At 57.1% G+C, this 25,092-nt stretch carries 28 protein-coding genes and 2 pseudogenes; 21 read left to right on the top strand and 9 right to left on the bottom strand.

The window, feature by feature from the left end; all coding sequences use genetic code 11:
* Positions 1 to 42: 42 nt before the first annotated feature.
* The 6 genes from DWX58_RS09345 to DWX58_RS15980 form a co-directional block, all read right to left on the bottom strand.
* Positions 43 to 192: a helix-turn-helix domain-containing protein gene (locus tag DWX58_RS09345; protein WP_118643182.1), complete on the bottom strand. Its 150-nt coding sequence runs from the start codon at positions 190 to 192 to the stop codon at positions 43 to 45.
* Between the two features lie 95 nt (positions 193 to 287).
* Entirely contained in the window at positions 288 to 1,511 is a 1,224-nt protein-coding gene (locus DWX58_RS09340; protein WP_118643180.1) for a site-specific integrase, read from the bottom strand.
* Positions 1,512 to 1,545: 34 nt separating this feature from the next.
* Positions 1,546 to 1,761 carry a hypothetical protein gene (locus DWX58_RS15390; protein WP_147382257.1) on the bottom strand — a complete coding sequence of 72 codons (216 nt, stop codon included), beginning with the start codon at positions 1,759 to 1,761 and terminating at the stop codon, positions 1,546 to 1,548.
* 53 nt (positions 1,762 to 1,814) lie between these two features.
* Positions 1,815 to 3,011, bottom strand: coding sequence for an ATP-binding protein (locus DWX58_RS09335; protein ID WP_118643178.1), 1,197 nt, complete (start codon positions 3,009 to 3,011; stop codon positions 1,815 to 1,817).
* A gap of 236 nt (positions 3,012 to 3,247) precedes the next feature.
* The gene (locus tag DWX58_RS09330) at positions 3,248 to 3,802 is read right to left on the bottom strand and encodes a hypothetical protein (RefSeq protein ID WP_118643176.1); all 555 of its coding nucleotides are present in this window, start codon (positions 3,800 to 3,802) and stop codon (positions 3,248 to 3,250) included.
* A 110-nt stretch (positions 3,803 to 3,912) separates the two neighbouring features.
* Entirely contained in the window at positions 3,913 to 4,122 is a 210-nt protein-coding gene (locus DWX58_RS15980; RefSeq protein WP_347559165.1) for a hypothetical protein, read from the bottom strand.
* Positions 4,123 to 4,513: 391 nt separating this feature from the next.
* On the opposite strand from DWX58_RS15980, the pseudogene DWX58_RS09320 reads away from it, so the two are divergent.
* From DWX58_RS09320 to DWX58_RS09230, 19 genes and pseudogenes are all read left to right on the top strand, one after another.
* Positions 4,514 to 4,972, top strand: a pseudogene (locus tag DWX58_RS09320) (lysine--tRNA ligase); the annotation flags it as partial.
* A gap of 200 nt (positions 4,973 to 5,172) precedes the next feature.
* Positions 5,173 to 5,616 (top strand): MarR family transcriptional regulator, encoded by a 444-nt coding sequence (locus DWX58_RS09315; RefSeq protein WP_118643172.1) that lies wholly within the window; start codon positions 5,173 to 5,175, stop codon positions 5,614 to 5,616.
* Positions 5,613 to 6,287 (top strand): DUF6198 family protein, encoded by a 675-nt coding sequence (locus DWX58_RS09310; RefSeq protein WP_118643170.1) that lies wholly within the window; start codon positions 5,613 to 5,615, stop codon positions 6,285 to 6,287. Before DWX58_RS09315 ends, DWX58_RS09310 begins: the two co-directional genes overlap by 4 nt.
* Positions 6,288 to 6,386: 99 nt before the next feature.
* Complete coding sequence (locus tag DWX58_RS09305) at positions 6,387 to 6,590, top strand: DUF1858 domain-containing protein (RefSeq protein ID WP_118643168.1); 204 nt, start codon at positions 6,387 to 6,389, stop codon at positions 6,588 to 6,590.
* A 61-nt stretch (positions 6,591 to 6,651) separates the two neighbouring features.
* The gene (locus DWX58_RS09300) at positions 6,652 to 7,263 is read left to right on the top strand and encodes a flavodoxin family protein (RefSeq protein ID WP_118643166.1); all 612 of its coding nucleotides are present in this window, start codon (positions 6,652 to 6,654) and stop codon (positions 7,261 to 7,263) included.
* On the top strand, positions 7,242 to 7,946 hold the full coding sequence (locus DWX58_RS09295) for a class I SAM-dependent methyltransferase (protein ID WP_118643164.1): 705 nt from the start codon (positions 7,242 to 7,244) through the stop codon (positions 7,944 to 7,946). The genes DWX58_RS09300 and DWX58_RS09295 overlap by 22 nt, the downstream gene beginning before the upstream one ends.
* Positions 7,937 to 8,737: a Nif3-like dinuclear metal center hexameric protein gene (locus DWX58_RS09290; RefSeq protein WP_118643162.1), complete on the top strand. Its 801-nt coding sequence runs from the start codon at positions 7,937 to 7,939 to the stop codon at positions 8,735 to 8,737. Before DWX58_RS09295 ends, DWX58_RS09290 begins: the two co-directional genes overlap by 10 nt.
* Positions 8,730 to 10,406, top strand: coding sequence for a hypothetical protein (locus DWX58_RS09285; protein WP_147382256.1), 1,677 nt, complete (start codon positions 8,730 to 8,732; stop codon positions 10,404 to 10,406). Before DWX58_RS09290 ends, DWX58_RS09285 begins: the two co-directional genes overlap by 8 nt.
* 140 nt (positions 10,407 to 10,546) lie before the next feature.
* Positions 10,547 to 10,888 carry a 50S ribosomal protein L19 gene (gene rplS / locus DWX58_RS09280; protein WP_118643158.1) on the top strand — a complete coding sequence of 114 codons (342 nt, stop codon included), beginning with the start codon at positions 10,547 to 10,549 and terminating at the stop codon, positions 10,886 to 10,888.
* A 65-nt stretch (positions 10,889 to 10,953) separates the two neighbouring features.
* On the top strand, positions 10,954 to 11,832 hold the full coding sequence (ylqF, locus tag DWX58_RS09275; protein WP_118643156.1) for a ribosome biogenesis GTPase YlqF: 879 nt from the start codon (positions 10,954 to 10,956) through the stop codon (positions 11,830 to 11,832).
* A gap of 14 nt (positions 11,833 to 11,846) precedes the next feature.
* Positions 11,847 to 12,452 (top strand): ribonuclease HII, encoded by a 606-nt coding sequence (locus tag DWX58_RS09270; RefSeq protein WP_118643154.1) that lies wholly within the window; start codon positions 11,847 to 11,849, stop codon positions 12,450 to 12,452.
* Positions 12,449 to 12,820: a YraN family protein gene (locus DWX58_RS09265; protein ID WP_118643152.1), complete on the top strand. Its 372-nt coding sequence runs from the start codon at positions 12,449 to 12,451 to the stop codon at positions 12,818 to 12,820. Before DWX58_RS09270 ends, DWX58_RS09265 begins: the two co-directional genes overlap by 4 nt.
* A 193-nt stretch (positions 12,821 to 13,013) precedes the next feature.
* Complete coding sequence (locus DWX58_RS09260) at positions 13,014 to 14,342, top strand: MATE family efflux transporter (protein ID WP_199648745.1); 1,329 nt, start codon at positions 13,014 to 13,016, stop codon at positions 14,340 to 14,342.
* Between the two features lie 119 nt (positions 14,343 to 14,461).
* Entirely contained in the window at positions 14,462 to 16,831 is a 2,370-nt protein-coding gene (locus DWX58_RS09255) for an endonuclease MutS2 (protein WP_118643148.1), read from the top strand.
* A gap of 305 nt (positions 16,832 to 17,136) precedes the next feature.
* The gene (locus tag DWX58_RS09250) at positions 17,137 to 17,400 is read left to right on the top strand and encodes an HPr family phosphocarrier protein (RefSeq protein WP_023347782.1); all 264 of its coding nucleotides are present in this window, start codon (positions 17,137 to 17,139) and stop codon (positions 17,398 to 17,400) included.
* A 54-nt stretch (positions 17,401 to 17,454) separates the two neighbouring features.
* Complete coding sequence (uvrC, locus tag DWX58_RS09245; RefSeq protein WP_243093383.1) at positions 17,455 to 19,311, top strand: excinuclease ABC subunit UvrC; 1,857 nt, start codon at positions 17,455 to 17,457, stop codon at positions 19,309 to 19,311.
* A gap of 24 nt (positions 19,312 to 19,335) precedes the next feature.
* Positions 19,336 to 19,899: pseudogene (rsmD, locus tag DWX58_RS09240) on the top strand (16S rRNA (guanine(966)-N(2))-methyltransferase RsmD); the annotation flags it as partial.
* Entirely contained in the window at positions 19,896 to 20,393 is a 498-nt protein-coding gene (coaD, locus tag DWX58_RS09235) for a pantetheine-phosphate adenylyltransferase (RefSeq protein ID WP_118643142.1), read from the top strand. The pseudogene rsmD and the gene coaD, both read left to right, overlap by 4 nt.
* A gap of 3 nt (positions 20,394 to 20,396) precedes the next feature.
* Positions 20,397 to 20,921 carry a hypothetical protein gene (locus DWX58_RS09230; protein WP_118643140.1) on the top strand — a complete coding sequence of 175 codons (525 nt, stop codon included), beginning with the start codon at positions 20,397 to 20,399 and terminating at the stop codon, positions 20,919 to 20,921.
* A gap of 74 nt (positions 20,922 to 20,995) precedes the next feature.
* On the opposite strand, the gene DWX58_RS09225 is transcribed toward DWX58_RS09230, so the two are convergent.
* Positions 20,996 to 22,315: an Ig-like domain-containing protein gene (locus DWX58_RS09225; RefSeq protein WP_118643138.1), complete on the bottom strand. Its 1,320-nt coding sequence runs from the start codon at positions 22,313 to 22,315 to the stop codon at positions 20,996 to 20,998.
* Positions 22,316 to 22,397: 82 nt separating this feature from the next.
* On the bottom strand, positions 22,398 to 23,324 hold the full coding sequence (cysK, locus tag DWX58_RS09220) for a cysteine synthase A (RefSeq protein ID WP_118643136.1): 927 nt from the start codon (positions 23,322 to 23,324) through the stop codon (positions 22,398 to 22,400).
* Positions 23,325 to 23,459: 135 nt separating this feature from the next.
* Between cysK and DWX58_RS09215 the strand changes: the two genes are divergently transcribed.
* A complete protein-coding gene (locus tag DWX58_RS09215) occupies positions 23,460 to 24,311 on the top strand; it encodes a patatin family protein (protein WP_118643134.1) in 852 nt (283 codons plus the stop codon).
* Here the strand turns inward: DWX58_RS09215 and DWX58_RS09210 are convergent.
* Positions 24,301 to 24,534: a hypothetical protein gene (locus DWX58_RS09210; protein WP_118643132.1), complete on the bottom strand. Its 234-nt coding sequence runs from the start codon at positions 24,532 to 24,534 to the stop codon at positions 24,301 to 24,303. The two genes, DWX58_RS09215 and DWX58_RS09210, sit on opposite strands and share 11 nt — an antisense overlap.
* A gap of 141 nt (positions 24,535 to 24,675) precedes the next feature.
* Between DWX58_RS09210 and DWX58_RS09205 the strand changes: the two genes are divergently transcribed.
* On the top strand, positions 24,676 to 25,089 hold the full coding sequence (locus tag DWX58_RS09205; protein ID WP_118643130.1) for a DUF3842 family protein: 414 nt from the start codon (positions 24,676 to 24,678) through the stop codon (positions 25,087 to 25,089).
* Positions 25,090 to 25,092: the final 3 nt, after the last annotated feature.

The following is a 25,092-nucleotide window of genomic DNA, read 5'->3' as shown; positions in this document are numbered from 1 at the left end:
CCATGTCTCTTTTTATCCACTTTTCAATTTGCGAAACTTATTCTACCTTATCATGTTGCCGATACGGATCGGCTTCAACAATCCGAAATTGGCGAGTTTATAGGCCGAGCCGCGGCCGATACTGAGAATGACTGCGATGTCATTCACAGTGTACGTTCTGCTTTGGGGCATCCCTTTTTCGTTGGTGCTCATAAAACTGTCTCCCTTTGCTAATGCGATTTTGAAGTGCTTTCTGGAGGCCCTTTATATTAAGGAGTTCATTTTGTTCCAGCACCTGTAAACACACGTTATAGGAGGCCAAGTTTCTGTGCCTGATCTAACGAATTTATTGCTTTTCTTAACCGGTTCGGAGAAACATGGTCATAGACGGTCAATGTTGTCTCAATATCAGAATGTCCCATCAAATGCTGGATTACAGCAAGGTCCTTTTCGCACTCACATAGCCTTGTGCAAAAAGTATGGCGTAAGCAGTGGGCGGTAGAATGCGGAAGCAGATCTGGTTTGCGGTTGCATTCTTTTGCCCGCGTGGATTCCACGTCATTATAACTTGTGCGAATGCGCTCAATAGCGCGGTCGATCCCGTGAGCATTAATCAACTGACCAAACCGATTGAGAAACACGAAGTCATGGTATCCATCCAATGTGGGGCCCGGCTTTGCATGCTTGCCGATATGCTTCTCATAAAGAAGGGGCAGTTGCTGGGCAACAGCGAAAATCATAGGAATCGTACGTACCGAGTTTCTGGTTTTAAGCGTGGATATATACCACTTCGCATTCCCGTGAATGGAGCGGTAGATCAGGGCATGATCCACATGGATACAGTTATTTTCAAAATCGATATTATCCCACACCAGACCGGTACATTCGGATGCCCGCATCCCGGTGCCTAACAGGGTTACAAAAAGCGGTAACCAGCTGCAGTACTGTGGCGAGGATTCTATGTATTGGAGAAAGTGCTTTGCCTGTTCCGAAGTGAGAACGATACGCTGCACAGGAGCGTTTGTTTTCATCTCGCGGTAGACACCGTTGCTTGGATTTTTGCGGATCAAATCGTCATCCACAGCAAGCTCTAAAACCGGATGGATCAGATTGTTGATGCTTTCCAAGGAATTGGAAGCAAACCCCTCCTGCAGCAATTTAGCGTACAGCAATTTGACATCGCTTTTATGGATTTTGGAGAGCGCTTTTTCTGTTATAGGTTCGTGTTGAATATAGTGCTCCCAGAGATAGCGGTAGTTGGATTCCGTAGATTCTTTCAAATTGGTCTTTGTTTCCATATATACCTGGAAGAGATCGTTTAATGTGAGCCGGGAACTCTCATATGTCCGGATTCCGTCTATCAAATCAGCCTGGATCTGCTGTTCTTTCTTCCTTAGGCTGGCGAGATCCGTATCATAGATAAACACCCGTTTTCCATTGTATCTGTACGCGTAGGCATAGCGCCCGTCCGGGCGCTGGTATTCTCCTTTGTGAAGGTTGCGTCCACGTTTATCTTTTCTGACTTTTGCCATAAAGTACCTCCTGATTGTAGTAAGACTGGAATGATTACTTCAACCAGTAAATAGGAAAAACTTCTGAAAATTCTGCAGCAAGGAAAGAAAAATCTGATTGAATAAAAAGTTCATTCTCTAACAAGTCAAACATATCACAGATGGAGAAGAGAGTACAGCGACCATGGCTGAGAATACTCATCCATGGCATGGATTTAGGTGGAAATCTTGAAGCCAGCTGAAAAGGCCCCATGAGATTTTCTGATCTCATGGGGCCTCTGTATCGCAGGTTTTCGATTTTTGCGTTGCTGTCCGCGTGCTATTTTATAGCCCTCCCTTGATAAAGGGAATCGCACCAAAACGACCGATTAAATATCCCTTCTCTACTTTCGTATCTTTGCGAACGGAAAAATCGTAAAGGGAGAACAAATCGGTGGCAACCGTCCGTTCATCTTTTTCAGTGAACCAAATTTGATCTTTTCTCAACAAATCCAGATCAAGAAGATTGATGCAGTGAGATGTGAAAATCAACTGAGCACCTTTGGGATTAAATTCTGTGCTGTCAAATAGGGAAACCAGATGCCTAGCCAAAAGAGGATGCAGGTGTGCGTCCATCTCATCAGCCACAAGAAGCGTTCCATGGTCTAAAGTCTTTTTCACAACGCCGATCAGTTTGAAATAACTGTTGGTGCCGTCGGATTCCTCTGCCATATTTAACGCGTAGGCAAATGTATTCCCGTTAGTGTCTCGTACCGTGTGAATGGCCTCGATATTTGTAAAGATGTCACTGTGTTGAGAGAGAGCAGGACCTGAATCGCGCATTTGCAGAGCCTGTATCCCAAAACCTGCAGCACGCAGCATAGAGGCGATCGCACGTCGGTAATCAGCATCTTTCAGCTGTTCTGCCTCAAGCCTGTAAGCATCCGCCACGGAATTCTTCGTGATGATTTGGCAGGAAGCAACCCACTCCAAAACCGGGATCACTTTGGTATAACTCCAGTTTGATGCAACCGACAGGTAGAGCTTGTTCGCAGAGGTGCGCTCCTTGAGCGTGTTTTGCTCATCTATATCCACCGTAAAACGAAAATCTTTGGTGTTTTTTCGCTCAAAAATAAGCGCCTTTATGCCGTTCGGATAGTAATATAGGTATTCTTCTGTAACAGCCCTATCTGTTACAGAAAAGCCATACGCATATCGAATGCCTTTGGTAGTAAAGATGACCTCAAAGCTGCTGGGGCGCGTGGGTGTTTCCTGATCAAACTTGAAGGGTGAACGATCAATGGCCTTATGGATCTGCTGGTTATGTGAAGTCAGTACATAGTTTGCCATAAAGCAGAATGCGTTCAGAACATTGGACTTCCCTGAAGCATTGGCCCCATAAATGACAGCAGACTTCAAATAGCGTTTGGTTTCATCCGCGATAAGATGATTTGGATGCGCATTATCCTTGCTGGCCAGCAGGGATAGTACAACTTTTTCTTTGATAGATAGAAAATTCTCTACACTAAATTGAATCAGCATAAGCAACATCCCAATACCAAGGTTTTATCTATTATAATCCGCTTTTTGTGAAAAAACAACGCAAACAAAAGATAAAATCTTAGACGGGAGAACTAAAAAACAACTTGTTATGGAAAAATATATAATGTATAACCCCAAAAGGTCAATGAGAAAAAACAAGCCTGTGGAGCAGCGAATTGTCACTCCACAGGCGCTGCTAAATATATTTTGGGGACGCGAATCAAATTAGCTCTAAGTTAGCGGTTGTCTGCGCGATTCCCGGCAGGCTTTGTGCCCGGGAAGAAGTGTTCCAGCACATCCAGACTGTCCTTAGAGGTGTAGCCCCACAGCACTGAACTAAGGGCGTCAATGGCCTCCCGCCGCTTGCGGTAGTAGGTGCGGAAGGAGATGTCCCGGATGTGCGGACGCAGGTTTTCGATGATTTCCTCCACATTCTTCAGCTGCTGAGGGGAGAGGAAGGAGTAGTACAGCAGCCAGTAATATGCCTCGCCGTTCTTGTGCCGGGTACGGAGCAATTCGACTGCTGAATCCACGAGCTTTAGCATCTTGTGGCTGCGCTCAATGCACTTGGCATGGTGCTCAATGTTGCTCCCGTTCAGGTCAGCGCCGGCAAGATAAACGGAATCCAGAAATTCTTCGATGGAGGTGCCGTATTCAATCTCGAACTTGGCCCGCACATGCTGGACGGAAATCTCCAAGCTCCAAACCACATCGCGGTATTTTTTCAGCAGTTTCCAGGTATCATGGTACAGAGGATTCTCTGTGACATCTTTTTCAACAAATTTTTTCATGGTAAGACCTCCTTGTTCAATTCACCATCAAGGGAGGGAGTGTAGGTTCAAAAGTGGCGACCTGCTAGTTTCCGTACAGAAGAGCAAGCCCAAAGCGCAGCAAGTACTGTTCATGCGCGCGGTGTAGTAAACCTTCCCGGCAGCAGCCCGAAAAGGGATCTAACTTGTAATGCGTAACAATCAAAAGTGCCGCAAAAAAGGCCGAAGCCTCCACTTACGCGAATGATCCGGCCCTCCATCGGAAAGCGGACGAACTGCCGGTAGATCCGGCAGCGTGGGTAGTCCACAATCTGTTTAATTTGTAATTGATAGGTTGGCATGGCTTTCTCCTTTTTATATATAAGGTATGAAATTGAGTTCGCCAACGAAAAAATCGTTGACTTGAACATCTTTGAGGCTTATGCTATACTTGTTTCTGTATGAATCTGCAAGGCAATCTTGTGCAGGACTCATACAGGCTTTCCTGCAAATGGGGCAATTTTACAATGGCCTCTTTTCAAACAATGCAACCATTCGCTGTGCCAATTTGAAGTCGATATTGAGCCGATTTTGTGCCAATACAACTTTCTACAATTTTTTTACAACTTTTGCCCCGAACCAGACGGCACAGGAGGACATCCTATGGAACCCAAAAAGTTAGCAAAACCTCGTAAAAATGGTGTGTTTTCAACACGTCAGGCCGTGATGAAACCGGATGAAGAGACCGGCGGGGTGTTCCCCACCATGAAGCCTGAGGGCGTGAAGAAAGAGGAGAAGGCTGCTCCTGCTTCCGTCCAGGCTCCTGTGGAGAAGATCGACCTCTCCAAGGTGAAGATCGAGACCCTGTTTGCGGACATGGTGGACTTTGAGACCTTCAGCAAGTCGGATTTCCGCGTGGTGAAGATCAAGGAATGCCAGGCCGTGCCCAAGAGCAAGAAGCTTTTGAAGTTTGTTCTGGACGACGGCAGCGGTGAGGACCGTGTCATCCTGAGCGGCATCCATGAGTACTATGAGCCTGAGGAGCTGGTTGGAAAGACCGCCGTGGCCATCACCAATCTGCCTCCCCGGAAAATGATGGGCATTGACTCCTGCGGCATGCTGATCTCCGCCGTCTACGAGAACGACGGCCGTGAGGGACTTAATCTGCTGATGCTGGACGATCGGATTCCTGCCGGCGCGAAGCTTTACTAAGCTTCACCATCGTTCCTGTGTTCCGGATCCGGCGTACGTGACGAGTAACGTTTGATATGGTAAAAAACACCTTTGCGAAAGCAAAGGTGTTTTTTTATGCTGGTCATCCGAACGCTGGGGGAGAGACCTTGACAATCCGGTGCCTCAGACTATAATAAGAAAGGATATAATAAGTATGCTTAGCATAGAAAGGAATAGCCATGGAGACACTGCACTATCTGCTTATGAAAGCCCATGTCAATTTAAACCGCTGGATCCTCAACGAGGCGGCGGAGCTTGGGCTGTCACCCGGACAGCCCAAGGTACTGGAATATCTCATGGAGTGGGGAGAGAGCAATCAGAAGACCATTGCGGATTACTGTGAAATTGAACAGGCCACAGTGGGCAGCATTCTCACCCGCATGGAACGGGACGGACTGATCGCCCGGACGCAGCGGGAGGGCAACCGACGCTCCCTCTACGTGTCTCTGACGCCCAAGGGCAGGAAAATGGGGGAGCGGATGGCGGAAGTGTCCCGCCGGGCGGATGCTCTGGCGGCCGCTGGACTGTCGGAAGAGGAGCGGACGCTGCTCCCCGTCCTGCTGGAAAAGGTGTACTGCTCGGTCTCTGGGGAGAAGGGGGAGAAGTTGGAGGAGAAGCCATGATAACACCAAAAGGAGCCGCACTTTTGAAGCGGTATGTATTTTTGTTTGTGGGCCTGACCATTATGGCTTTCGGGGTGGGCTGTTCCATCAAGGCAGGGCTTGGCACCTCGCCCATCTCCAGCGTCCCCTATGCCCTGAGCCGGATTACTCCTCTTACAGTGGGGACGGCCACCATCGCACTCCACTGTGTCCTCATTGTCCTGCAAATCCTGCTTTTGCGCCGCCAGTACGATCTCATTCAGCTCATGCAGCTGCCGGTGGCCCTGGTGTTCGGTGTGCTCACAGACGGAGCGCTGTGGGTGCTGCAGGGGGTGTCCGTGTCCAACTATCCCATGAGTTGGGCCCTTTGTATTGTGGGTATTCTCCTGGTGGGCATCGGAGTGAGGTTTGAGGTGACTGCCAATGTGGTTACTCTGGCCGGCGAAGGCATGGTGCTGGCGGTGTGCAAAGCCTTCTCCACCCGGTTTGCCAATACAAAGGTGGGCTTTGATGTGACGCTGGTGGTGGTGTCCTGCTTGCTGTCCCTGGGCTTTTTGGGGCATCTGGAGGGGGTACGGGAGGGTACCGTGGCCGCAGCCCTGTTGGTAGGCCCCGCCTCCAAGCAGATGAGTGGGGCGGTAGAGGGACTTGCTCGATTGGCCCTGGGCGAAGAGAGCAAGTCCTCGCCTTGAGTCATAGGGAAATCAGAGGATTTTTTGGCTTTTGCCATTGAAAAAGCGCGTTGAATCGGATATACTATCCCTATCCGAAGAAAATGGAGGAATCCTGCTATGACCATTACCAAAGACACCATCATCGGTGATATTCTGACCATTGCCCCTCAGACCGCCCCCCTGTTCATGGGGATCGGCATGCACTGCCTGGGCTGCCCCGCTTCCCGGGGTGAGACCGTGGAGGAGGCCTGCATGGTCCACGGCGTGGAGGTTGAGGACCTGCTGGCGAAGGTCAACGCCATGATCGCCGCTGGAGAGTAAAAAAGACACGGGGGCGGAAGATTCCGCCCCCTGTTTTTTTGTGAAAAGGAGGCTGAGCCCGGTGAAATTTACTGTTTTGATGGGCAGTCCCCGGCCGGAGGGCAACACCGCCGCGCTGCTGAGGCCCTTTTTGGAGGAGTGTACCCGGATGGGAGTCGAGACCCATTGTTTCCGCCTGAATGAGCTGAGCCTTTCACCCTGCCGGGGCTGTATGGCCTGTCAGGAGGTGCCGGACCGGCTGGGGTGCGTGCAGGAGGACGATCTTTCCAAGGTGTTTGAGGCCATGAAGGACTGTGACGTGATGGTTCTGGCCACCCCTATCTATTCCTGGTACTGCACGCCCGCCATGAAAGCACTGATGGACCGGGCGATTTACGCCGGGAACAAGTATTATGGACGGGAAAAGGGAGCCTCTCTGCTGGAGGGCAGACGGGTGGCCACGGTGGTCACCTGCGGCTATCGCCCCCAGGAGGGAGCAGACCTGTGGGAGCAGGGGCTCAAGCGCTGGTGCACCCACGGAAAAATGGAGTACATGGGGATGCTGTGCCGCCGGGATTTGGGTCGGAAGGTCCCCTTTCTGGACGAGGAAAAAGAGCAGGCGGCCCGGGATTTTGCCCAGGCCATCTGCCTTGCGGTGAAAACGGAGGAGCTATGTGCCCAAGAATTCATCTGACCCCAAGATTGGCCATGGTGGCTGCCATGGTTCCCGAGGAGGCAAAATTGGCGGATATTGGAACCGACCACGCCTATCTGCCCGCAGCGCTGGTGGAGGCGGGACGGATTTCAGACGCCATTGCGGCGGACCTGCGGAGCGGTCCTCTGGACCGGGCCAGACAGACGGTGCTGGAGCAGGGGCTGGAGGGAGAAATTGAACTCCGGCTCTGCGATGGCCTGAGCGGCATTGGTCCCCAGGAGGTGGATACCGTGGTCATTGCGGGCATGGGCGGCGAGACCATTGCCGCCATCCTAGAGGCAGCCCCCTGGACCCGGGAGCAGAACACACGGCTGATTCTTCAGCCCATGTCCTCCATGGATGACCTGCGCCGGTGGCTGGCCGCAAATGGATACGCCATTGAGCGGGAGGATTTAGCCCGCGAGGGGGAAACCCTTTACACCGCCTGGAGTGTCCGGGCAGGAGAGATGTCCCCGCTTACTCCGGGCCAAATTGTGGCGGGGATGAATACGCCCCATCCGCTGCGGGGCGCATGGCTGGACCTTTGGATGGGAAAGGTGCAGCGGGCGCGGGAGGGCCTGGAGCGCTCCAGCCGGGAGGCTGCCGCGGGGCGGAAGCAGGAACTGAAGGAGCTCTATGAGGAGCTTGTGAGCATGAAAAAGGAGTGGGAACAATGGCAGTGACCATACAGCAGGTCTACGAGCGTCTGAATGCGTGGGCGCCCTTTGAGACTCAGATGGACTTTGACAACGCCGGACTGCTGGTGGGACGGCAAAATCAGCCGGTCAGCCGGATTCTGACCGCCCTGGACATCACAAAAGAGGTGATTCTGGAGGCTGCCGGACGGGGCTGCCAGCTCATTGTGTCCCACCATCCGGTGATCTTCCACCCGGTGAAATCCATGACGGACGGAGACCCGGTGGGGGAGAAGCTGCTGCTGCTGGCAGAGCACCGGATTGGAGCCATCTGTGCCCACACCAATCTGGACGCGGCCCAGGGGGGCGTGAATGAGTGCCTGGCCCGGACGCTGGGGCTGAGCGCTGTGGAGCAGCTCCATCAGGACGGCGTGGACAGCCAGGGACGGCCCTACGGCATCGGCCGGGTGGGTCTGGCCCATGAGAGCGGTCTGACCGCCAAGGAGTATGCCGCCTATGTGAAGGAGCGGCTGGGGGCTGCCTCGGTGCGCTTTGCCGACGGCGGAAAGCCGGTACACAAGGTGGCGGTGGGGGGCGGCTCCTGCGGTTCTATGCTTTTGGATGCCCTGGAGAAGGGATGTGACACCTTTATCACCGCCGACGTGAAGTACGACCAGTATCTGGAGGCCCGGGCCCTGAGGCTGACCCTGATGGATGCCGGACATTTCCCCACGGAGCAGGTGGTGGTGCCGCCTCTGGCGCAATTCCTGGCCCAGGCCTTCCCGGAGCTGGAAGTGTCCGTATCCGCCGTCCATGGCGAGGTGTATGAGGGTGTCTGAGGGAAAAAAGGGACTGCGGCTGGACTGGGCCCTGGGTGGCGTGCTGTTCCTGCTGCTGGTGCTGCGGGCCTGTTCCTTCGGCGTGGAGTACTGGTACCAGCTGGATGACTACATTCAGTACCACAACTACGCCATGGAGCATGATTTCCTGGCCCTGGTGAAGCTGGTGGGGCTGTTGGCCTCCCGGCCGCTGGCTGGCATTGCGGATTACTTTGTGTGGTCGCCCCTCTTTGACTACATGATTGTGGGCGTGGCCCTGGTTTCGGCGATATACGCGGTGACGGCAGTGCTGATGAAGCGGCTCATTGCCCGGTATTTTGCCGTCAGCCCCCTGTTCCTGCTGGTGATGACCCTGCTGCCCTTAGGGGTGGAGGGAACCTACTGGATGTCCGCCTCCACCCGGATTGTGGTGGGCCTGTTCTTTGCCTGCCTGGCCGGTTGGAGCTTTGCCTGGTGGCTGGACAAGGGCGGATGGTACCGGGCGCTGCTGTTTCTGGCAGCTATGTTTCTCCCCTTTGGGTTTTATGAGCAGTCCGCGGTGCTGGCCATGACGCTGGTGCTGGGGATGGGGCTTTTAGAGCTGAAAAAGCGCAGGGGCCGGGCTCTGCTGGCCCTGTGGAGCCTGCCGGCGGCCGGGCTCTATCTGAAGCTCACCACGCTTTTGGCGGTGGGCGGGCTGTATGGCAGCCGGACCGAGCTGGTGCTGCCCAACTCGGACTACTATTGGGACACCTTCCTGCCGGACATTCTAGGGCAGATTCAGACTGTGTTTACCGGTGGATTTTTCTACACCCTTGTGAAGGGCTTTGTGCGGGGAATTCGGCTGGTGTTCTCTGGGGAGCTTCTGCTCTGGTGTCTGGTGACGGCGGCTGTGTGTGTTTTGTTCGGCTGGCTGTCCAGAGCGGAGAGGGGAGATGGAGAGGAAGCGGTGCGGAATGTCCCCCTCGCCCTGCTGACCGGCGTGCTGCTGGCCATTGCGCCCCTGACGCCCTTCCTTATTCTGGCCAACCCCTGGTTCTCCTTCCGGGGAGCGGTGACCTCCTTCCTGGGCATTGCCCTGGTGTGCGACACGGTGTTTTTGCTGCTGCGCCAGCGGGTACCCAGGGGCAGGACCGTGGGCGCCGTCTGTGTGGGAGCAGCTGCCCTGGTGCTGTGTGTGGCCGGTGCTTCGGAGATTGGAGATTACCGGCAGACCTGCCTCAACGACCAGAAGGCGGCGGATGCCATTTTGGAACGGCTGCCGCAGGACTACCCCACTGAGGCCAGTGTCCAGGGGGTGTCGGTGGGCCTTTTGGGTATGGAGCCCTCCCGGCTGGAGAATGTGAATTTCAAGTGGCATGAACATGTCCAGGGCTGTACGGAGAGCAACTGGGCCCTGGCCGGGCTTTTGACCAGTCGGGAGCAGGAGATCCCGCTGCCAGCCATCACGCCGCTGCCCACTGACCCCATCTATAAAGCCTGGAACCGGGAGAGCAACCGGGTGGATGGTTTCGATGCCCTCTATTACTACGATGGAGAGAGTCTGGAGCCGATTTACCTGGAGGAGACCGGAGCGATGTCCTATGAGGTCTATACCATGGACGGCCAGTGGATGGGCCGGATCTGGGAGGAGGACCAGGTGGGCTATTTCCGCACCCCGGAGCAGCTTTCAGCGGAAAATGGTGGGTAAAAAAGGTAGAAATCTCTTGCAATGGAAGAGGAAGTGTGATATAATTCCTTAGTCTGAAAACGGGCGGTCCTCTGCGGTGTTTTCCATAGGAGAAAACAGACAAGCCGGCATGAACGCCTATATAACAGGAGGAAAACAAAATGGATTTAATGCAGGCTTTTACCGAGAAGTACAAGAAGGCTGAGCCCCCCGTTGTTGAGGTGGGCGACACCATCCGTGTTCACCTGAAGGTAAAGGAAGGTAACCGCGAGCGTATCCAGGTCTTCGAGGGCACCGTCATTGCCAAGAAGCACGGCGGCATCGAGGAGACCTTCACCGTCCGCCGTATCTCCTACGGCATCGGCGTGGAGAAGGTGTTCCCCGTTCACGCTCCCTCCATCGAGAAGATCGAGGTCGTGCGTCACGGTAAGGTCCGCCGCGCCAAGCTGTATTATCTGCGCAACCGCGTGGGTAAGGCGGCCAAGGTCAAAGAGGCCCTGTAATCCGGAGAAAAAGGAGCGGTGTTTGCCGCTCCTTTTTTCGTAGGCACAAAAAAGGAGGCCGCAGTATGAACATTCAGTGGTATCCGGGTCATATGACCAAGACCCGGCGGCAGATTGAGGCCGATTTAAAAAATGTAGACATTGTGGTGGAGATCATGGACGCCCGCATCCCCGTCTCCAGCCGGAACCCGGACATTGACTCCATCTGTGCCGGGAAGCCCCGGCTCATTGTGCTCAACCGGGCGGACCAGGCGGACCCGGAGCTGAACCGAAAGTGGGCAGAGCGGTTCCGCGCCCAGGGCCACTCGGTGCTGGAGACCGACGCCAAAACCGGGCGGGGGGTCAACCAGTTCTCCGCCCTCATTCAGCAGTCCCTGAAGGAGCAGATTGCCCGCTGGCGGGAGAAGGGCCAGGTGGGCCGCCCTGTGCGAGCCATGGTAGTGGGCGTGCCCAACGTGGGCAAATCCACCTTTATCAACAAGGTGGCCCGGAAGAAGTCTGCCAAGGCGGGGGACCGTCCCGGCGTCACCCGGGGCAAACAGTGGGTCAATGTGGATAACACCCTGGATCTGTTGGACACGCCGGGGATCCTGTGGCCCAAGTTTGAGGACGAGCAGATAGGCATGCACCTGGCCTTTACCGGCGCGGTAAAGGATGACATCATGGATGTGGAGACTCTAGGCTGCCACCTGATGGCGCTGCTGGCCCAGCGCTATCCCCAGGCGCTGCTGGATGGATATAAGCTTACCCAGCTGCCCCAGCGGCAGGAGGAAGAGAACGACGTGGCTTACGGCTACCGGCTTTTGGAGGCCTGCGCCCAGAAGCGGGGAATGCGCATTTCCGGCGGTGAGTTTGACACCGAGCGCATGGCCCGTACTCTGCTGGATGAGTACCGCGGAAGCAAGCTGGGCCGGTTTACCCTGGAAATTCCTGAGGAAGCTTGAGAGGAGGGAACGGGATGGATCTCTGGACCTATGAGCGGGAGGCCGCTGCCCGAGGCTGTCTGCCGGTATGCGGCTGTGACGAGGCAGGGGCCGGTCCACTGGCCGGCCCGGTGTATGCGGCCGCGGTGATTCTTCCTCTGGAAGAGGACATCCCTGGCCTCAACGACTCCAAGAAGCTGACGGAGAAGAAGCGGGAGGCCCTGTTTCCCATCATTCAGCAGCGGGCGGTGTGCTGGTCGGTGGCCAGCGTGTCGGCGGAGGAGATTGACCGCACCGACATTCTCAGCGCCCGGATGAAGGCCATGCAGCTGGCCATTGATGGCCTGGCCCAGTCCCCGGCCTTTGCCCTCATCGACGGGAACCGGGACCACGGGAAGCAGGGGGCCATCACCACAGACCATGTATGCATTGTAAAGGGAGACAGCTTGTCGGCCTCTATCGCCGCAGCTTCCATCCTGGCCAAGGTGAGCCGGGACCACTACATGCTGGAAATGGCCCGACAATACCCTGAATATGCCTTCGAGCAGCATAAGGGCTATGGCACCAAGCTGCACTATGAGCGGCTTCGTACCTACGGTCCCAGCCCCATCCACCGCCGGACCTTTTTGAAAAACCTATGAGCGGGGAGCAGAGCCGGCTGCTGGGCCGGTGGGGAGAGGAGCAGGCGGCGGAGTACCTGCGCAAACAGAGGTACCGCATTCTGGCCTGCAACTGGCGCTGCCGCTATGGAGAGCTTGATCTGGTGGCACGGGATGGAAAAACGCTGTGCTTTGTGGAGGTCAAGCTGCGCCGCAGTGAGCGCTATGGCCGGGCAGCGGAGCAGGTGGACGGACGGAAGCAGCAGAAGCTGAAACAGTCGGCCCTGGCCTACCTTGCCCAGAATCCCCAGGACTGTCCCATGCGCTTTGATGTGATTGAGATCTATGCTCCGGAGGGGCGGATGGACTGCCCGCCTCAGATTTTCCATTGGAAGGATGCCTTTTCCTGAAAGATTGCCCCCCAAAAGAGGCCTTTCCCTTTTGTAAAGAGTGTGTTAAACTAAAAAAGAAAGCGATATTCTGATACCTGGCGGTTACCTGGTTTACGGAGGTGCCGACAGCGGGGGAAAGACGAAGGAAGGCGTAAGGGACGTGCCCGGGGTCAAAAATGATTTTTCCAAAGGAAGCATTTCCAAAAACATTATGACACTTGCGATCCCCATGACAGCCGCACAGCTAGTGAACGTGCTGTACAGCGTGGTGGATCGCATCTATTTGGGCCGATTGCCCGGCACAGGCCACCTGGCGCTGACGGGCATCGGCATCACCATTCCCATCGTGTCCATCATCATGGGGCTGGCCAATCTCTGCGGCACCGGCGGTGCACCTCTGTGCTCCATCTGCCGAGGGCACGGGGACAATGAAGAAGCAGAACGTGTAATGGGAAATTCCTTCACGTTATTGGTCCTGCTGGGCGTGCTTGCCACTGCCTTTTTCATGCTGCTGCAGGAGCCAATTCTGTATCTCTTTGGCGCCAGTCCGGATACCTTTATCTATGCCGACCAATATATGACCATTTACTTATGCGGTACCCTCTTTGTCATGATCAGCCTGGGAATGAATCCGTTTATCAACTCCCAGGGCTTTGGACGAATGGGGATGCTGACGGTGGTCATCGGGGCAGTGCTGAATATCGTGCTGGACCCAATCTTTATTTTCCTTCTGGGCATGGGCGTCCGGGGGGCGGCACTGGCCACGGTGATCGCACAGGGGGTGTCGGCAGTATGGGTGCTGCAGTTTCTCACCAGCCGCCGGGCCATTCTGCGGCTGCGGCGGAGCTGTCTTCGTCTTCAGCGGCGCCGGGTCCTGCGGATTATCAGCCTGGGCCTGTCCGGCTTCTTCATGAACATGACCAACAGTCTGGTGCAGGTGGTGTGCAACGCCACCCTCCAGAGCTACGGCGGCGATTTGTATGTGGGCATCATGACCATCATTAACTCCCTTCGTGAGGTGTTCAGCATGCCTGTTCAGGGACTGACCAACGGCTCCCAGCCCGTGGCTGGTTTTAACTACGGCGCGGGCAAGTACAGCCGGGTGCGGGAGTCCATCCGCTTCAGTGTGGGTGTAACGGTGGTCTACGCCACTGTGTTCTGGGCGCTGGCCATGCTGGTGCCCGGGCTGCTGATCCAGGTGTTCAACAATGAGGCTGAGGTCATAGAAAAGGGCATTCCTGCTCTGCGGATTTACTTTGGCCTGTTTGTCTTCATGTCTCTGCAGATGGCGGGCCAGGGTGTGTTTGTAAGCCTGGGCCGCTCCAAACAGGCAGTGTTCTTCTCTCTGCTGCGCAAGGCCATCATTAACGCGCCGCTGACTGTGATCCTGCCCATCTGGATGGGGACCACTGGCGTGTTTGTAGCGGAGGCGGTGTCTCAGCTGGTGGGCGGCCTGGCCTGTTTTGTGACCATGTATGTTACGGTCTATCGGCCTCTGGGCAAGGTAGCGGACGACGAGCCACTGCCTCAGCATTTGTAAGAGCCCATGAGAAGGCGGTCCGTGAGGGGCCGCCTTTTCCACTCTTGCGCAGAGAGCGGCTTTATGAGAGAATAGGAAAAAGCGATTTGGACACAATCCAATGCAGGAGTAATTGTATTATGAGTGAGCTGTTTGAAAAATCCATCCAGACCCTGGAACTGCCCCGGGTGCTGGAGCTTCTGGCCGACTGCGCAGCGACCGAAGAGGGGAAGGAGAAGTGCCGCTCCCTTCGGCCCATGACGGACCGGGACGACGTGGAGCGGGCTCAGCAGGAGACCAGCGCCGCGGTGAAAATGCTGGTTTTGCGGGGTACGCCGGGCTTTTCCGGAGTGAAGCCGGTGGCGGCCTCCCTCCAGCGGGCGGACATGGGGGGCAGTCTCAGCACCCGTGAGCTGCTGGACATTGCGGCGGTGCTGCGCTGCACCCGCAGCGTGGGAGAGTACGGCGGGGGAGAGGAGAAAACCCCCATCTCCCACCTGTTCCGGGCACTCACGCCCAACCGTTTCCTGGAGGATTCCATCTCCAACTCCATTTTGGGGGAGGATGAGATTGCCGACTCCGCCAGCCCGGAGCTGGCCTCCATCCGGCGGCACATGCGCGCCTCTGAGGCCAAGGTGCGGGACATCCTTCAGAAGCTGATCTCCTCCAATCAGGCCAAGTACCTGCAGGAGGCCATCATCACCATCCGCTCGGACCGGTACGTGGTGCCGGTAAAATCGGAGCACAAAAATGCCATTCCCGGTCTGGTCCACGACGTGTCCTCCTCGGGTTCTACCTTCTTCATCGAGCCCATGGGGGTAGTGAAGGCCAACAACGAGCTGCGGGAGCTGGCCGCCAAGGAGAAGAAAGAGATTGAACGCATCCTGGCCCAGCTGTCTGCCGAGTGTGCCGCCCGCAAGGAGGACATTCTGGAGGACTACCAGCTGCTCATCTGGCTGGATACCATCTTTGCCCGGGCTCAGCTGTCGGCGAAGCTGGACTGTTCAGAACCTGCTCTGTCTGACAAGTATTTGCACCTGCGGGGGGCTCGCCACCCGCTGCTGGACCGGAAGAAGGCAGTGGCCAACGATCTGGAGCTGGGAGAGCGCTTTGATACCCTGGTCATCACCGGCCCCAACACCGGCGGTAAGACGGTGACGCTGAAAACCATCGGCCTCATTACCCTCATGGCCCAGTGTGGTCTCCATATCCCGGCCAAGGATGACTCCACGGTCCGGGTCTTTCACCGGGTGCTGGCCGACATCGGCGACGAGCAGTCTATCGCCCAGTCCCTCTCCACCTTCTCCTCCCACATGACCAACATCGTGGGCATCCTGGACGAGGCGGACGGCGATTCCCTTATCCTCTTTGATGAGCTGGGGGCAGGCACCGACCCAGTGGAGGGCGCCGCGCTGGCCGCCGCCATCATCGAGTATGCCCGGAGCATGGGTTCCGCCGTGGCGGCCACCACCCACTATGCCGAACTGAAGGTGTATGCCATGACCACGCCGGGGGTGGAAAATGCCTCCTGTGAGTTCAATGTGGATACTCTGGCCCCCACCTACCGGCTGATTCTGGGCATTCCGGGCAAGTCCAATGCCTTTGCCATATCACGCCGGCTGGGGCTGTCGGAATATATTATTGATAAGGCGGCGGAGCGTCTGGATGCGGAAAACGTCCGCTTTGAGGATGTGCTTACCCGCCTGGATCAGCAGCGCCAGGAGATGGAGAAAGAGCGGGCTGAGGCCAAGCGGCTGAAGCTGGAGATGGAGCAGTCGGCCTCCAAGGTTCGGGAGTATCGGGCAAAGCTGGAGGAGGAACGGGCCAAGGTGGTGGAAAAAGCCCAGGCGGAGGCCCGGGCGATCATCGACGAGGCCCGGGCGGCCAGCGATCTGGCCCTCTCGGAGCTGAAGGAGCTGAAAAAGCAGCAGGATAAGCTGGATTGGCAGCAGGTGAACGACGGTCGGGCGGAGGCCCGCCGCCTGCTCAACGAGGCGGAGCGGAATATCGGCGGCCCCGCCCCGGAGCCCGAGGCTCCGCCGCCCACCCGTCCCGCCGTGGCCGGAGATACGGTGGAGCTGGTGAAAATGGGAACCAGAGCCACGGTGCTGTCGGTGAACAAGGATGGTTCTCTCCAGCTCCAGGCCGGCATTCTGAAGATCTCCGCCAAGCAGGAGGAGGTTCGCGTGGTGGAGGGGGAGACCCAGGCCCAGAAGGAGGCCCGGCGCATTGTTACCCGGGCGGAGCACACCCTGCGGACAGCGGCGGTGCCTTCTCAGATCGACCTCCGGGGCATGATGACCGACGAGGCCATTGCTGTGCTGGAGCGTTTCCTGGACACTGCCATGATGGGGAAACTGGAGACGGTGACCATCATTCACGGAAAGGGGACCGGCGCGGTGCGCAGCGCCGTGCGTACCTACCTGAAGCGCAGCCGCTATATCAAGTCTTTCCGGCCTGGCCGCTACGGCGAAGGTGAGGACGGCGTGACCGTGGCGGAGCTGAAGTGAAGGGAATCCTTAGGTGTCAGGACCGGAAAATATGTAACAAATGATACAGGAAAAGTGGGGATTTTTTCCTTGGGAAGCGGCTTTTTTGATGGCTGCTTTCCTTTTCCTGGTATAAATATGGGGGCTTTTTCCTATGAACCAGGGAAAAAACTTTACTTTTTTGTGTAAAACGCAATAAAAGCAGGAAAAATGCCTTTTATTTTTGTTTAGATACGCTGTAATATTTGTGAAAAATGTCATTGACGTGAACGGGATAAATCTGTTATGCTAATGTCACACAATACGACGAGGCGGAGGTACAATTTATGTATAGTCAGGAAGCAGTCGTGAATAATCAGGTTGGTCTGCATGCAAGACCCGCTACGTTCTTTATCCAGAAGGCCAACGAGTTCAAGAGCTCCATCTGGGTTGAGAAGGAGGAGCGTAAGGTGAATGCCAAGAGCCTGCTTGGAGTACTGTCCCTGGGTATCGTGAAGGGCACTCCGATCAAGCTGATCGCGGATGGCCCGGATGAGAAGGAAGCGGTCGAGGCATTGTATAAGATGATTTCCTCTGATTTTTCCGAGTAAACCTGCACGCAGCGAAAAGGCACCGCTCAGCGGTGCCTTTTTTGATATGTCCGGATGATTCCGGACAGGGAGGCGGACATGACCTTTGAGGAGCTGAAGGAAAAAGCACATTCCCTGCCGCTGAAGCCGGGAGTCTATATCATGCAGGACGCCAAGAACACGGTGATCTACGTGGGAAAGGCCAAGGCCCTGAAAAACCGGGTGAGTCAGTACTTCCAGGACTCCGCGGCTCACACGGAGAAGACCAGGGCTATGGTCAGCCAGATTGACCACTTTGACGTCATCATTGCTGACAGCGAATTTGAGGCCCTGGTGCTGGAGTGCTCCCTCATTAAGCGTCACCAGCCCCACTACAACATCCTGCTCAAGGATGACAAGGGGTACCCCTATGTGCGGGTGACGGTGCGGGATCCCTATCCCAAATTCTCCCTGGCGACCCGGCCGGCAGAGGACGGAGCCCGGTACTTCGGGCCCTATGCCAGCCGCCACAGCACCCAGGGCATCATCGATGCCCTGCGCTCGGCCCTGCGCCTGCCCTCCTGCAACCGGAAGTTCCCCCGGGACGTCGGTAAGGAGCGCCCCTGTCTCAACTTCCATATGGGAAAATGCGACGGCTATTGCCGCAGCTACGATTTAAAAGAGCGCCACGACCAGGCCATTGCCCAGGCCCTCTCTCTGCTGGAAGGGCGCTTTCAGGAGGTCAAGGCCGACCTGACGGCGGAGATGGAGCAGGCGGCGGAGGAGCTGCGCTTTGAGCGGGCAGCGGAGCTGCGGGACCGGCTGCGGGCCATTGAGCTGTTAGGAGCCCGGCAGAAGGTGGTGGCGGGCTCTTTGGCGGACACGGACGTCACCGGATTTTTCCGGGGCACGGCCAAGAGCTGCTTTGTGGTCCTCCACTATGTGGAAGGCGACCTGGCGGCCAAGGACTTTGATCTCATTGAGACCCCCATGGAAGAGGAGGAGGGAACCGTCCTTTCCTCCCTGGTGCGGGAATACTATGTGGGTCGGGCCCGGCTGCCCAAGCAGATTTTGCTGCCCTGTGAGCTGCCCGACCAGGTGCCCCTGACCCGGATGCTGTCCGAGCAGGTGGGCCGTCGGGTGGAACTGGTCACGCCTCAACGGGGGGCCAAGATGGACCTCATCCGCCTGGCCAACCAGAATGCCAGGGAAGAGGTGGAACGGGCCACCACCCGGGAGGAGCGGCAGAACAAGCTGCTGGAGCTGCTGGGCCGGATGTTGGCCCTGGAGGGACCGCCCAAACGGATGGAGTCCTACGACATCTCCAACACCGGGGCCAGCGACATTGTGGCCTCCATGGTGGTCTATGAAAACGGACGGCCCCTGAAGCGGGACTACCGCCGCTTCAAGCTCAGGGACATGAACGGACCCGACGACTACGCCTCCATGGAGCAGGTGCTCACCCGGCGCTTCCGCCGCTACCTGGACGGGGACGAGAAATTTGTCGATAAGCCCGATCTCCTGCTCATTGACGGCGGACTGGAGCACGTGCGGGTGGCCCAACGGGTGCTGGAGACCCTGAATCTGGACATCCCCGCCTTCGGCATGGTGAAGGACGACCGCCACCGCACTCGGGCACTGGTCCATCCTGACGGCCGGGAGATCGGCATTCAGGCGGTGCCGGCAGTCTTTTCCCTCATCGGACAGATTCAGGAGGAGACCCACCGCTTTGCCATTGAGTATCACCGCCAGCTCCAGGCGGGGCATGTGAAGGGCTCCGTGCTGGACAAGATCCCCGGGGTGGGGGAGAAGCGGCGGCAGCAGCTGCTCAAATACTTCAAGAGCGTGAAAGCGGTGAAGGAGGCCTCTCTGGAGGAACTGGAGAAGGCAGTTCCACGAAACACCGCCCAGGCAGTATTTCAGTATTTTCACCAGACTCCGGAGCGGGAATAATCCGGCCCCGGGAAGAAAGGAACGAAGGATATGCGCGTTATTTCAGGATCCTCCCGGGGCAGAAAGCTCAAGGAGCTGCCGGGCATGGACACCCGTCCCACCACGGACAAGGTGAAGGAGTCTCTGTTCAATATCATTCAGTTTGAAATTGAGGGCCGGCGGGCCCTGGACCTCTTCGGAGGAACCGGCCAGCTGGGTATTGAGGCCCTGTCCCGGGGCGCGGTCCACTGTACCTTTGTGGATGCCCGGCGGGACGCGGCGGCGGTCATCCGGGACAATCTGCGCCTGTGCGGGCTCAATGAGCACGCCCGGGTGGTGCAGGGGGACGCGCTGTCGTTCCTCTCCTCCTGCCGGGAGAAATTTGACCTGATTTTCCTGGATCCTCCCTACCAAACCCAACTTTTGGAAGATAGTATGGAGGCCATTGCCAAGTTTGACATTCTGTCGGAACATGGTATAATGGTATGCGAAAGTGCCGTCGAGAAGGTTTTGCCTACTCTGGCGGCTCCCTATGTGCAGGGACGGGAGTACCGGTACGGAAAGATCAAGCTGACGGTATTCCACCGGGCGGGGAGTGAGCGAGAATGAGTACTGCCATCTATCCGGGCAGTTTTGATCCGGTGACCCTTGGCCACCTGAATATTATCAAACGGGCGGCGGCCTGTTTTGACAAATTGATTGTCTGCGTCATGATAAACTCCAAAAAGCAGGGAATGTTCACCCCAGAGGAACGGGTGGAACTGCTGCGGCGGTCCACGGAACGGTTCCCCAATGTGGAGGTGGACTACTCCAACGAGCTGCTGGCAGACTACGCCAAGGAGCGTCGGGCCCACGTGGTGGTCAAGGGACTGCGTGCTGTGTCCGATTTTGAACAGGAAGTTCAGATGGCAGTCATCAATAAGAAGCTGAACCCCAAGCTGGAGACGATGTTCCTGGCCTCCAGCGAGAAATATACCTACCTCAGCTCCACCATTGTCAAGGAGATGGCCCGGTACGGGGCCGACCTGGCGGAATTTGTTCCCCGGGAGATCGTGGACGATGTCAACCGGCGCATGGGGGAAATGCAGGGAAAGGAAGGATAACGCATGGCAAGCGGTGTGGAAGAGTTACTGGACATGCTTTTTGAAATGATTGACGAGGCGAAGAACGCCCCTCTGTCCAGCGATAAATGTGTGATTGAGCGGGACCGGGCGCTGGATCTCATTGACGATGTGCGCAGCCAGTTCCCCATTGAGCTGTCTGAGGCCAGAAAGATGATGGCCAACCGGGCGGAGCTGGTAGCCTCCGCCAAGCGGGAAGCGGATGCCATCCGCAAGGCCGCGGAGGACCGGGCACGCCAGCTGGTGGCGGAGGATACCATTACCCTCCAGGCCCGTCAGCGCGCCAACGAGATGATGCAGCAGGCGGAAGAGCGCAGCCGCGATTTGAAGCGTTCCGCCAACGAGTATTGTGAGGACGCCCTGCGCCGCACCGAGGAGGCTGTGGCCGAGGCCTATGACGAGATCAAAAAGTCCCGGGCACGGTTCCGTGCCGCGGCCGGTGTGTCTGCCGCGCCCTCTGCCGGGACTGGCTCCCGCCCCATGTACGACGCCGCGGCGGACGAGGACTGAGCCGCAGTTCTACAAAAAAGATCATTCCCCGAAACGCAACAGCGTTTCGGGGAATTTTTTGCCTTTGTTCCTCATTACCAGGGAAGCCAGCTGCCGTCCTCCCGGGCATCCAGCATCTCCAGCGCACCATCCAGCAGCTCTGCTGCCTCCGCACGGGTCATCTGGGCGGACAGGGTAGCGGCACCGGAGTCCTCCACTCGGATAATGCCGGAGGCGGCCAGGTTGGCGGCCGCCTGGGAGGCCCAGTGGTCCGAGCCTTCAGGGGAGAAAACCTCCACGGGGACGTCGCTTACACCCAGAAGGTTATTGAGCATCACCGTGGCTTCACCCAGGGTGATGAGGCTGTCGGCGCCAAATACCGGCGCGCCCTCCTCATTCCGGCTGCCCTGAATGACGCCTGCCTTCAGTGCAGCGGAGACGGAGCCCTTGGCCCAGGTGGGAATGGCCTCGTCGTCAGAGAAGCCGGTGAGAGTCACGTCCTCCAAAGGCTCCAGACCGGACACCGCCATGGCCATAGATAGGAACTGAGCCCGGCTTACCGGCTGGTCGGGATGGAAGAAATATTGACCGTTGACATATTCACCCACACACACGCCCTCTTCCGCCAGGCGGATGGCCGCCTTGTGGGCGCTGTTACCCTCCAGGTCGGAGTAGGTCACAGAGGTGGAAGGCTTTTCAATGCGCACGGATACCTTGGCCTCTGGAGAGGTATTACCGGCGGGGTCAATGGCCACATAGGTGAAGGAGTCGCTGCCCGTTTTGTTCTCATAGGGGGTGTAGACAAAGCGGCTGGAGCCGTCCTCTGCCAGGGTCACCGCGCCCCGGGCAGGGGTGGAGGTGAGCTGGAAGGTGAGCAGGTCGCCCTCGGAATCCAAGGCGTCAAAGTACCCGGTGATGGCCACGTTTTTGTAGGTGGACAGGTCCATGTTCCGGGCAATGGGGGCCTGGTTCTCCTCGGTGAGCAGATAGAGGGTGACTGTGGCAGCCTCACAGGTGGCGGAGGAGGAGAGAATAGGAGTAAAGGTAAAGGTAGCGGTGGTCAGCGAGGGATTGGGGGAGCACTGAAAGCGCAGTCCACCCAGAGCACTCTGTTCCACCAGGGAACCGGCCTCAATGGGCTGGCCGCCCATCAGTAAGGTACCGGCCCCTGGATCCGGCAAGGTGTCGATGGAGATGGCGCTGATGCCCGCGCCGTCCCCGTTTTTCAGCACAAAGTCCTCCTGAGTAAAGGAGATGACGGTGCCTACCAGCCCATTCTTGGAAAAGTCGGCCACGGAGGGATTCTCATCCTTCCGGTTCCAGAAAAAGGCGGAGGCGGGGACGGTGAGGGAGAAAGCCAGACTGAGCACCAGCAGGGATGCCAGCGCCCCACGGCGTATGACAGGTCGTTTCATGGGAATACCTCCTTGGTTGGTCAGTGTATTCCTAGTGTGCGGCCTGGTCAGGGAAAATATGCGGCGCTAAAAAATGGAAGGTTCAGGGCTCCTGAAACATGGGGGAGGACAGGTACCGGTCTCCGGAGTCGGGCAGGATGGCCACCACGGTCTTTCCGGTGTTTTCCGGCCGGGCCGCCACCTGGCGGGCGGCGTACAGGGCGGCGCCGGAGGAGATGCCCACCAGCAGACCGAAGGAGCGGGCCATCTCCCGGCCGGCATCAAAGGCGTCCTGGTCACGGACGGGCAGAACCTCGTCCAGTACCGAGCGGTCCAGAGCCTCCGGCACAAAGTTGGCCCCAATGCCCTGAATCTGGTGAGGGCCCGCCTTTCCGGCGGAGAGCAGAGGGGAAGAGGCAGGCTCTACGGCGATGACCTGAAGCTGAGGGTTCTGCTCCTTCAGATACCGACCGGTGCCGGTGATGGTGCCGCCGGTACCTACACCGGCGACAAGGATGTCCACCTTTCCGTCGGTGTCCCGCCAGATCTCGGGGCCGGTGGTGCGGTAGTGGGCCTTGGGGTTAGCAGGATTGACAAATTGACCGGGGATGAGACTGCCGGGGATGGAGGCATGGAGCTCCTCCGCCTTGTCCACCGCGCCCTGCATGCCCAGAGCGCCCGGGGTCAGTACCAGCTTGGCTCCGTAGGCGGCCAGCATGGCCCGGCGCTCGGCGCTCATGGTGTCGGGCATGGTGAGAATCACCTGGTAGCCACGGGCGGCGGCTACACAGGCCAGTCCAATTCCGGTATTGCCCGAGGTGGGTTCAATGAGAGTGGCCCCAGGCTTGATCAGCCCCTGTTCCTCCGCATCCAGAATCATGGAGAGTGCGGCCCGGTCCTTGGTGCTGCCGGCGGGATTGAGGTATTCCAATTTGGCCAGCAGACGGGCTCCAGTTGCGGAATTGGTTTCAACCTGGAAGAGCGGCGTGTTGCCGATCAGCTGCTCCACACTGGAAAAAATGGTCGACATAATATAAAATCACTCCTATCAAAAGGATAGGTTTATCATAGCCTGAACCGGGCGGGATGTCAATTTATTTGCAAAGAGAGGAAAAGAAGGATATAATAATTTCATAAACCCATTTTTGAAATACGAGGATTTGCCATGAAAACAGGACTTGTATTGGAGGGTGGAGCTCTCCGCGCAATTTTTTCCAGCGGTGTGTGTGACGGCCTGCTGGAGGGGAATGTAATGGCCGACTATGTGGTGGGCGTGTCGGCGGGCATTGCCTACGGCGTCAGCTATGTTTCCCGTCAACCCAGGCGAAATCTGGAGGTAGTGACCCGCTTTGCCAATGACCGCCGGTACATGGGCATGAACAATCTGGCGGATAAGGAGAACCAGAGCTATTTTGGCCTGAAATTTGCCTACGATACCATTCCCAATGAGCTGGTTCCCTTTGATTATGATACCTTTGAAGCCTACCCGGGTCAGGTGGAGGCGGTGCTGACCAACCTGAATACCGGCGGCGCGGAGTATGTGGAGGTGCCCCGGCGGGACAAGGAATCCCTGATCCTGCAGGCCTCCTGCGCCATGCCTCTGATGTTCCCCATCTATGAAATTGATGGAAAGCCCTGTCTGGACGGCGGCGTAGCTGACTCCATTCCCTGGCAGCACGCCCTGGATCAGGGGTGCGATCGGGTGCTGGTGGTATTGACCAGACCCCGGGACTATGTGCGCAAGCCGGACAAGGTGATGGCTCTGGTTCGCCGCCGGTACAAGGAGTATCCGGAATTTGTGCGGGCCATGGAGAGCCGGGCAGAGCGCTATAATGAGAACCGCCGGCAGCTGTTTGAGCTGGAAAAGCAGGGGAAGCTCCTTGTGATCGCCCCAAAATCCACCCTGGGCGTGGCCCGAACGGAGCGGAACACAGAAAAGCTGCGCCTTCTGTGGGCGGAGGGCTATCAGGAAGCGGTGGACCGTATGGAGGAGATTCGGGATTATTTCAACGGCTGACCGAGGCTCCGCCTGACGGGGGCGTTTCCAGCAGATCGACGGCACGCTCCGCCAGTTCCGGCTGGAGGGCGAAGAGAGCCAGAATATCCCCCAAAACCGTAAAGAATGCGGCTAGTTGACTCAGTGTGTCGCTGTCCGTGTCCTGAGCAATCCAAATCGCTGTGGCCACTGCCAGCATGAGCAGCTGATAGCTGTCTGCGCCGGATTTTTTACAAAAGGACATAAAACCACCCCCGGGCCATTCTATGCAGGGGTCCGTAGGGTGGTTTTCTTCTCTGGCCCTGTATGGGACTTTTCTTCCAGACTGGATGAAATTGTGGTAAACTGAGTGCCTGCGGATATAGGTTAGGAAAGGGAGAGAACCATGAAAATCGTCATTGTGGACGGCCAGGGAGGCCGTCTTGGAAAGCTGCTGGTGGAGGAGGTCAAGCGCCGTCTGCCTCAGGCACAGATTTATGCGCTGGGTACCAACAGCATCGCCACCGCGACCATGCTCAAGGCTGGGGCGGACTTCGGTGCCACAGGGGAAAACCCGGTGGTCCGGGGTGTTATGGACGCGGACGCGGTGCTGGGCCCGGTGGGCATTGTGGTGGCCCACTCCATCCTGGGAGAGGTGACCCCAGCCATGGCAGAGGCGGTGGGCGGCTGCCGGGCACGGAAATTTTTGATCCCCATGAACAGCTGCGGCGTGGTGGTAAGCGGCGTAAAGGAACAGCCTTTGCCTAATTATGTGGCGCAGGCGGTGGAGCAGATGATGCAGGAACTGGGGGAGGTGTAAAAG

The organism is Pseudoflavonifractor sp. AF19-9AC, assembly GCF_003478995.1.
GTDB lineage: Bacteria > Bacillota > Clostridia > Oscillospirales > Oscillospiraceae > Lawsonibacter.
The sequence above is the reverse complement of the archived record's forward strand: the minus strand, read 5'-3'. Positions and strand labels throughout refer to the sequence as shown.

What these genes read in the sequence shown, in the direction of transcription:
- DWX58_RS09295 (WP_118643164.1), top strand. Translation starts at nt 7,242, where the DNA reads ATGTGCCCAAGAATTCATCTGACCCCAAGATTGGCCATGGTGGCTGCC.
- DWX58_RS09250 (WP_023347782.1), top strand. Translation starts at nt 17,137, where the DNA reads ATGTATAGTCAGGAAGCAGTCGTGAATAATCAGGTTGGTCTGCATGCA.
- uvrC (WP_243093383.1), top strand. Translation starts at nt 17,455, where the DNA reads ATGATTCCGGACAGGGAGGCGGACATGACCTTTGAGGAGCTGAAGGAA.
- DWX58_RS09255 (WP_118643148.1), top strand. Translation starts at nt 14,462, where the DNA reads ATGAGTGAGCTGTTTGAAAAATCCATCCAGACCCTGGAACTGCCCCGG.
- DWX58_RS09315 (WP_118643172.1), top strand. Translation starts at nt 5,173, where the DNA reads ATGGAGACACTGCACTATCTGCTTATGAAAGCCCATGTCAATTTAAAC.
- DWX58_RS09330 (WP_118643176.1), bottom strand. Translation starts at nt 3,802, where the DNA reads ATGAAAAAATTTGTTGAAAAAGATGTCACAGAGAATCCTCTGTACCAT.
- DWX58_RS09225 (WP_118643138.1), bottom strand. Translation starts at nt 22,315, where the DNA reads ATGAAACGACCTGTCATACGCCGTGGGGCGCTGGCATCCCTGCTGGTG.
- DWX58_RS09210 (WP_118643132.1), bottom strand. Translation starts at nt 24,534, where the DNA reads ATGTCCTTTTGTAAAAAATCCGGCGCAGACAGCTATCAGCTGCTCATG.
- DWX58_RS09205 (WP_118643130.1), top strand. Translation starts at nt 24,676, where the DNA reads ATGAAAATCGTCATTGTGGACGGCCAGGGAGGCCGTCTTGGAAAGCTG.
- DWX58_RS15390 (WP_147382257.1), bottom strand. Translation starts at nt 1,761, where the DNA reads ATGAGATCAGAAAATCTCATGGGGCCTTTTCAGCTGGCTTCAAGATTT.
- DWX58_RS09305 (WP_118643168.1), top strand. Translation starts at nt 6,387, where the DNA reads ATGACCATTACCAAAGACACCATCATCGGTGATATTCTGACCATTGCC.
- DWX58_RS09345 (WP_118643182.1), bottom strand. Translation starts at nt 192, where the DNA reads ATGAGCACCAACGAAAAAGGGATGCCCCAAAGCAGAACGTACACTGTG.
- DWX58_RS09340 (WP_118643180.1), bottom strand. Translation starts at nt 1,511, where the DNA reads ATGGCAAAAGTCAGAAAAGATAAACGTGGACGCAACCTTCACAAAGGA.
- DWX58_RS09230 (WP_118643140.1), top strand. Translation starts at nt 20,397, where the DNA reads ATGGCAAGCGGTGTGGAAGAGTTACTGGACATGCTTTTTGAAATGATT.
- DWX58_RS09260 (WP_199648745.1), top strand. Translation starts at nt 13,014, where the DNA reads ATGACACTTGCGATCCCCATGACAGCCGCACAGCTAGTGAACGTGCTG.
- DWX58_RS09335 (WP_118643178.1), bottom strand. Translation starts at nt 3,011, where the DNA reads ATGCTGATTCAATTTAGTGTAGAGAATTTTCTATCTATCAAAGAAAAA.
- DWX58_RS09265 (WP_118643152.1), top strand. Translation starts at nt 12,449, where the DNA reads ATGAGCGGGGAGCAGAGCCGGCTGCTGGGCCGGTGGGGAGAGGAGCAG.
- DWX58_RS09290 (WP_118643162.1), top strand. Translation starts at nt 7,937, where the DNA reads ATGGCAGTGACCATACAGCAGGTCTACGAGCGTCTGAATGCGTGGGCG.
- DWX58_RS15980 (WP_347559165.1), bottom strand. Translation starts at nt 4,122, where the DNA reads ATGCCAACCTATCAATTACAAATTAAACAGATTGTGGACTACCCACGC.
- coaD (WP_118643142.1), top strand. Translation starts at nt 19,896, where the DNA reads ATGAGTACTGCCATCTATCCGGGCAGTTTTGATCCGGTGACCCTTGGC.
- DWX58_RS09270 (WP_118643154.1), top strand. Translation starts at nt 11,847, where the DNA reads ATGGATCTCTGGACCTATGAGCGGGAGGCCGCTGCCCGAGGCTGTCTG.
- DWX58_RS09215 (WP_118643134.1), top strand. Translation starts at nt 23,460, where the DNA reads ATGAAAACAGGACTTGTATTGGAGGGTGGAGCTCTCCGCGCAATTTTT.
- ylqF (WP_118643156.1), top strand. Translation starts at nt 10,954, where the DNA reads ATGAACATTCAGTGGTATCCGGGTCATATGACCAAGACCCGGCGGCAG.
- DWX58_RS09310 (WP_118643170.1), top strand. Translation starts at nt 5,613, where the DNA reads ATGATAACACCAAAAGGAGCCGCACTTTTGAAGCGGTATGTATTTTTG.
- rplS (WP_118643158.1), top strand. Translation starts at nt 10,547, where the DNA reads ATGGATTTAATGCAGGCTTTTACCGAGAAGTACAAGAAGGCTGAGCCC.
- cysK (WP_118643136.1), bottom strand. Translation starts at nt 23,324, where the DNA reads ATGTCGACCATTTTTTCCAGTGTGGAGCAGCTGATCGGCAACACGCCG.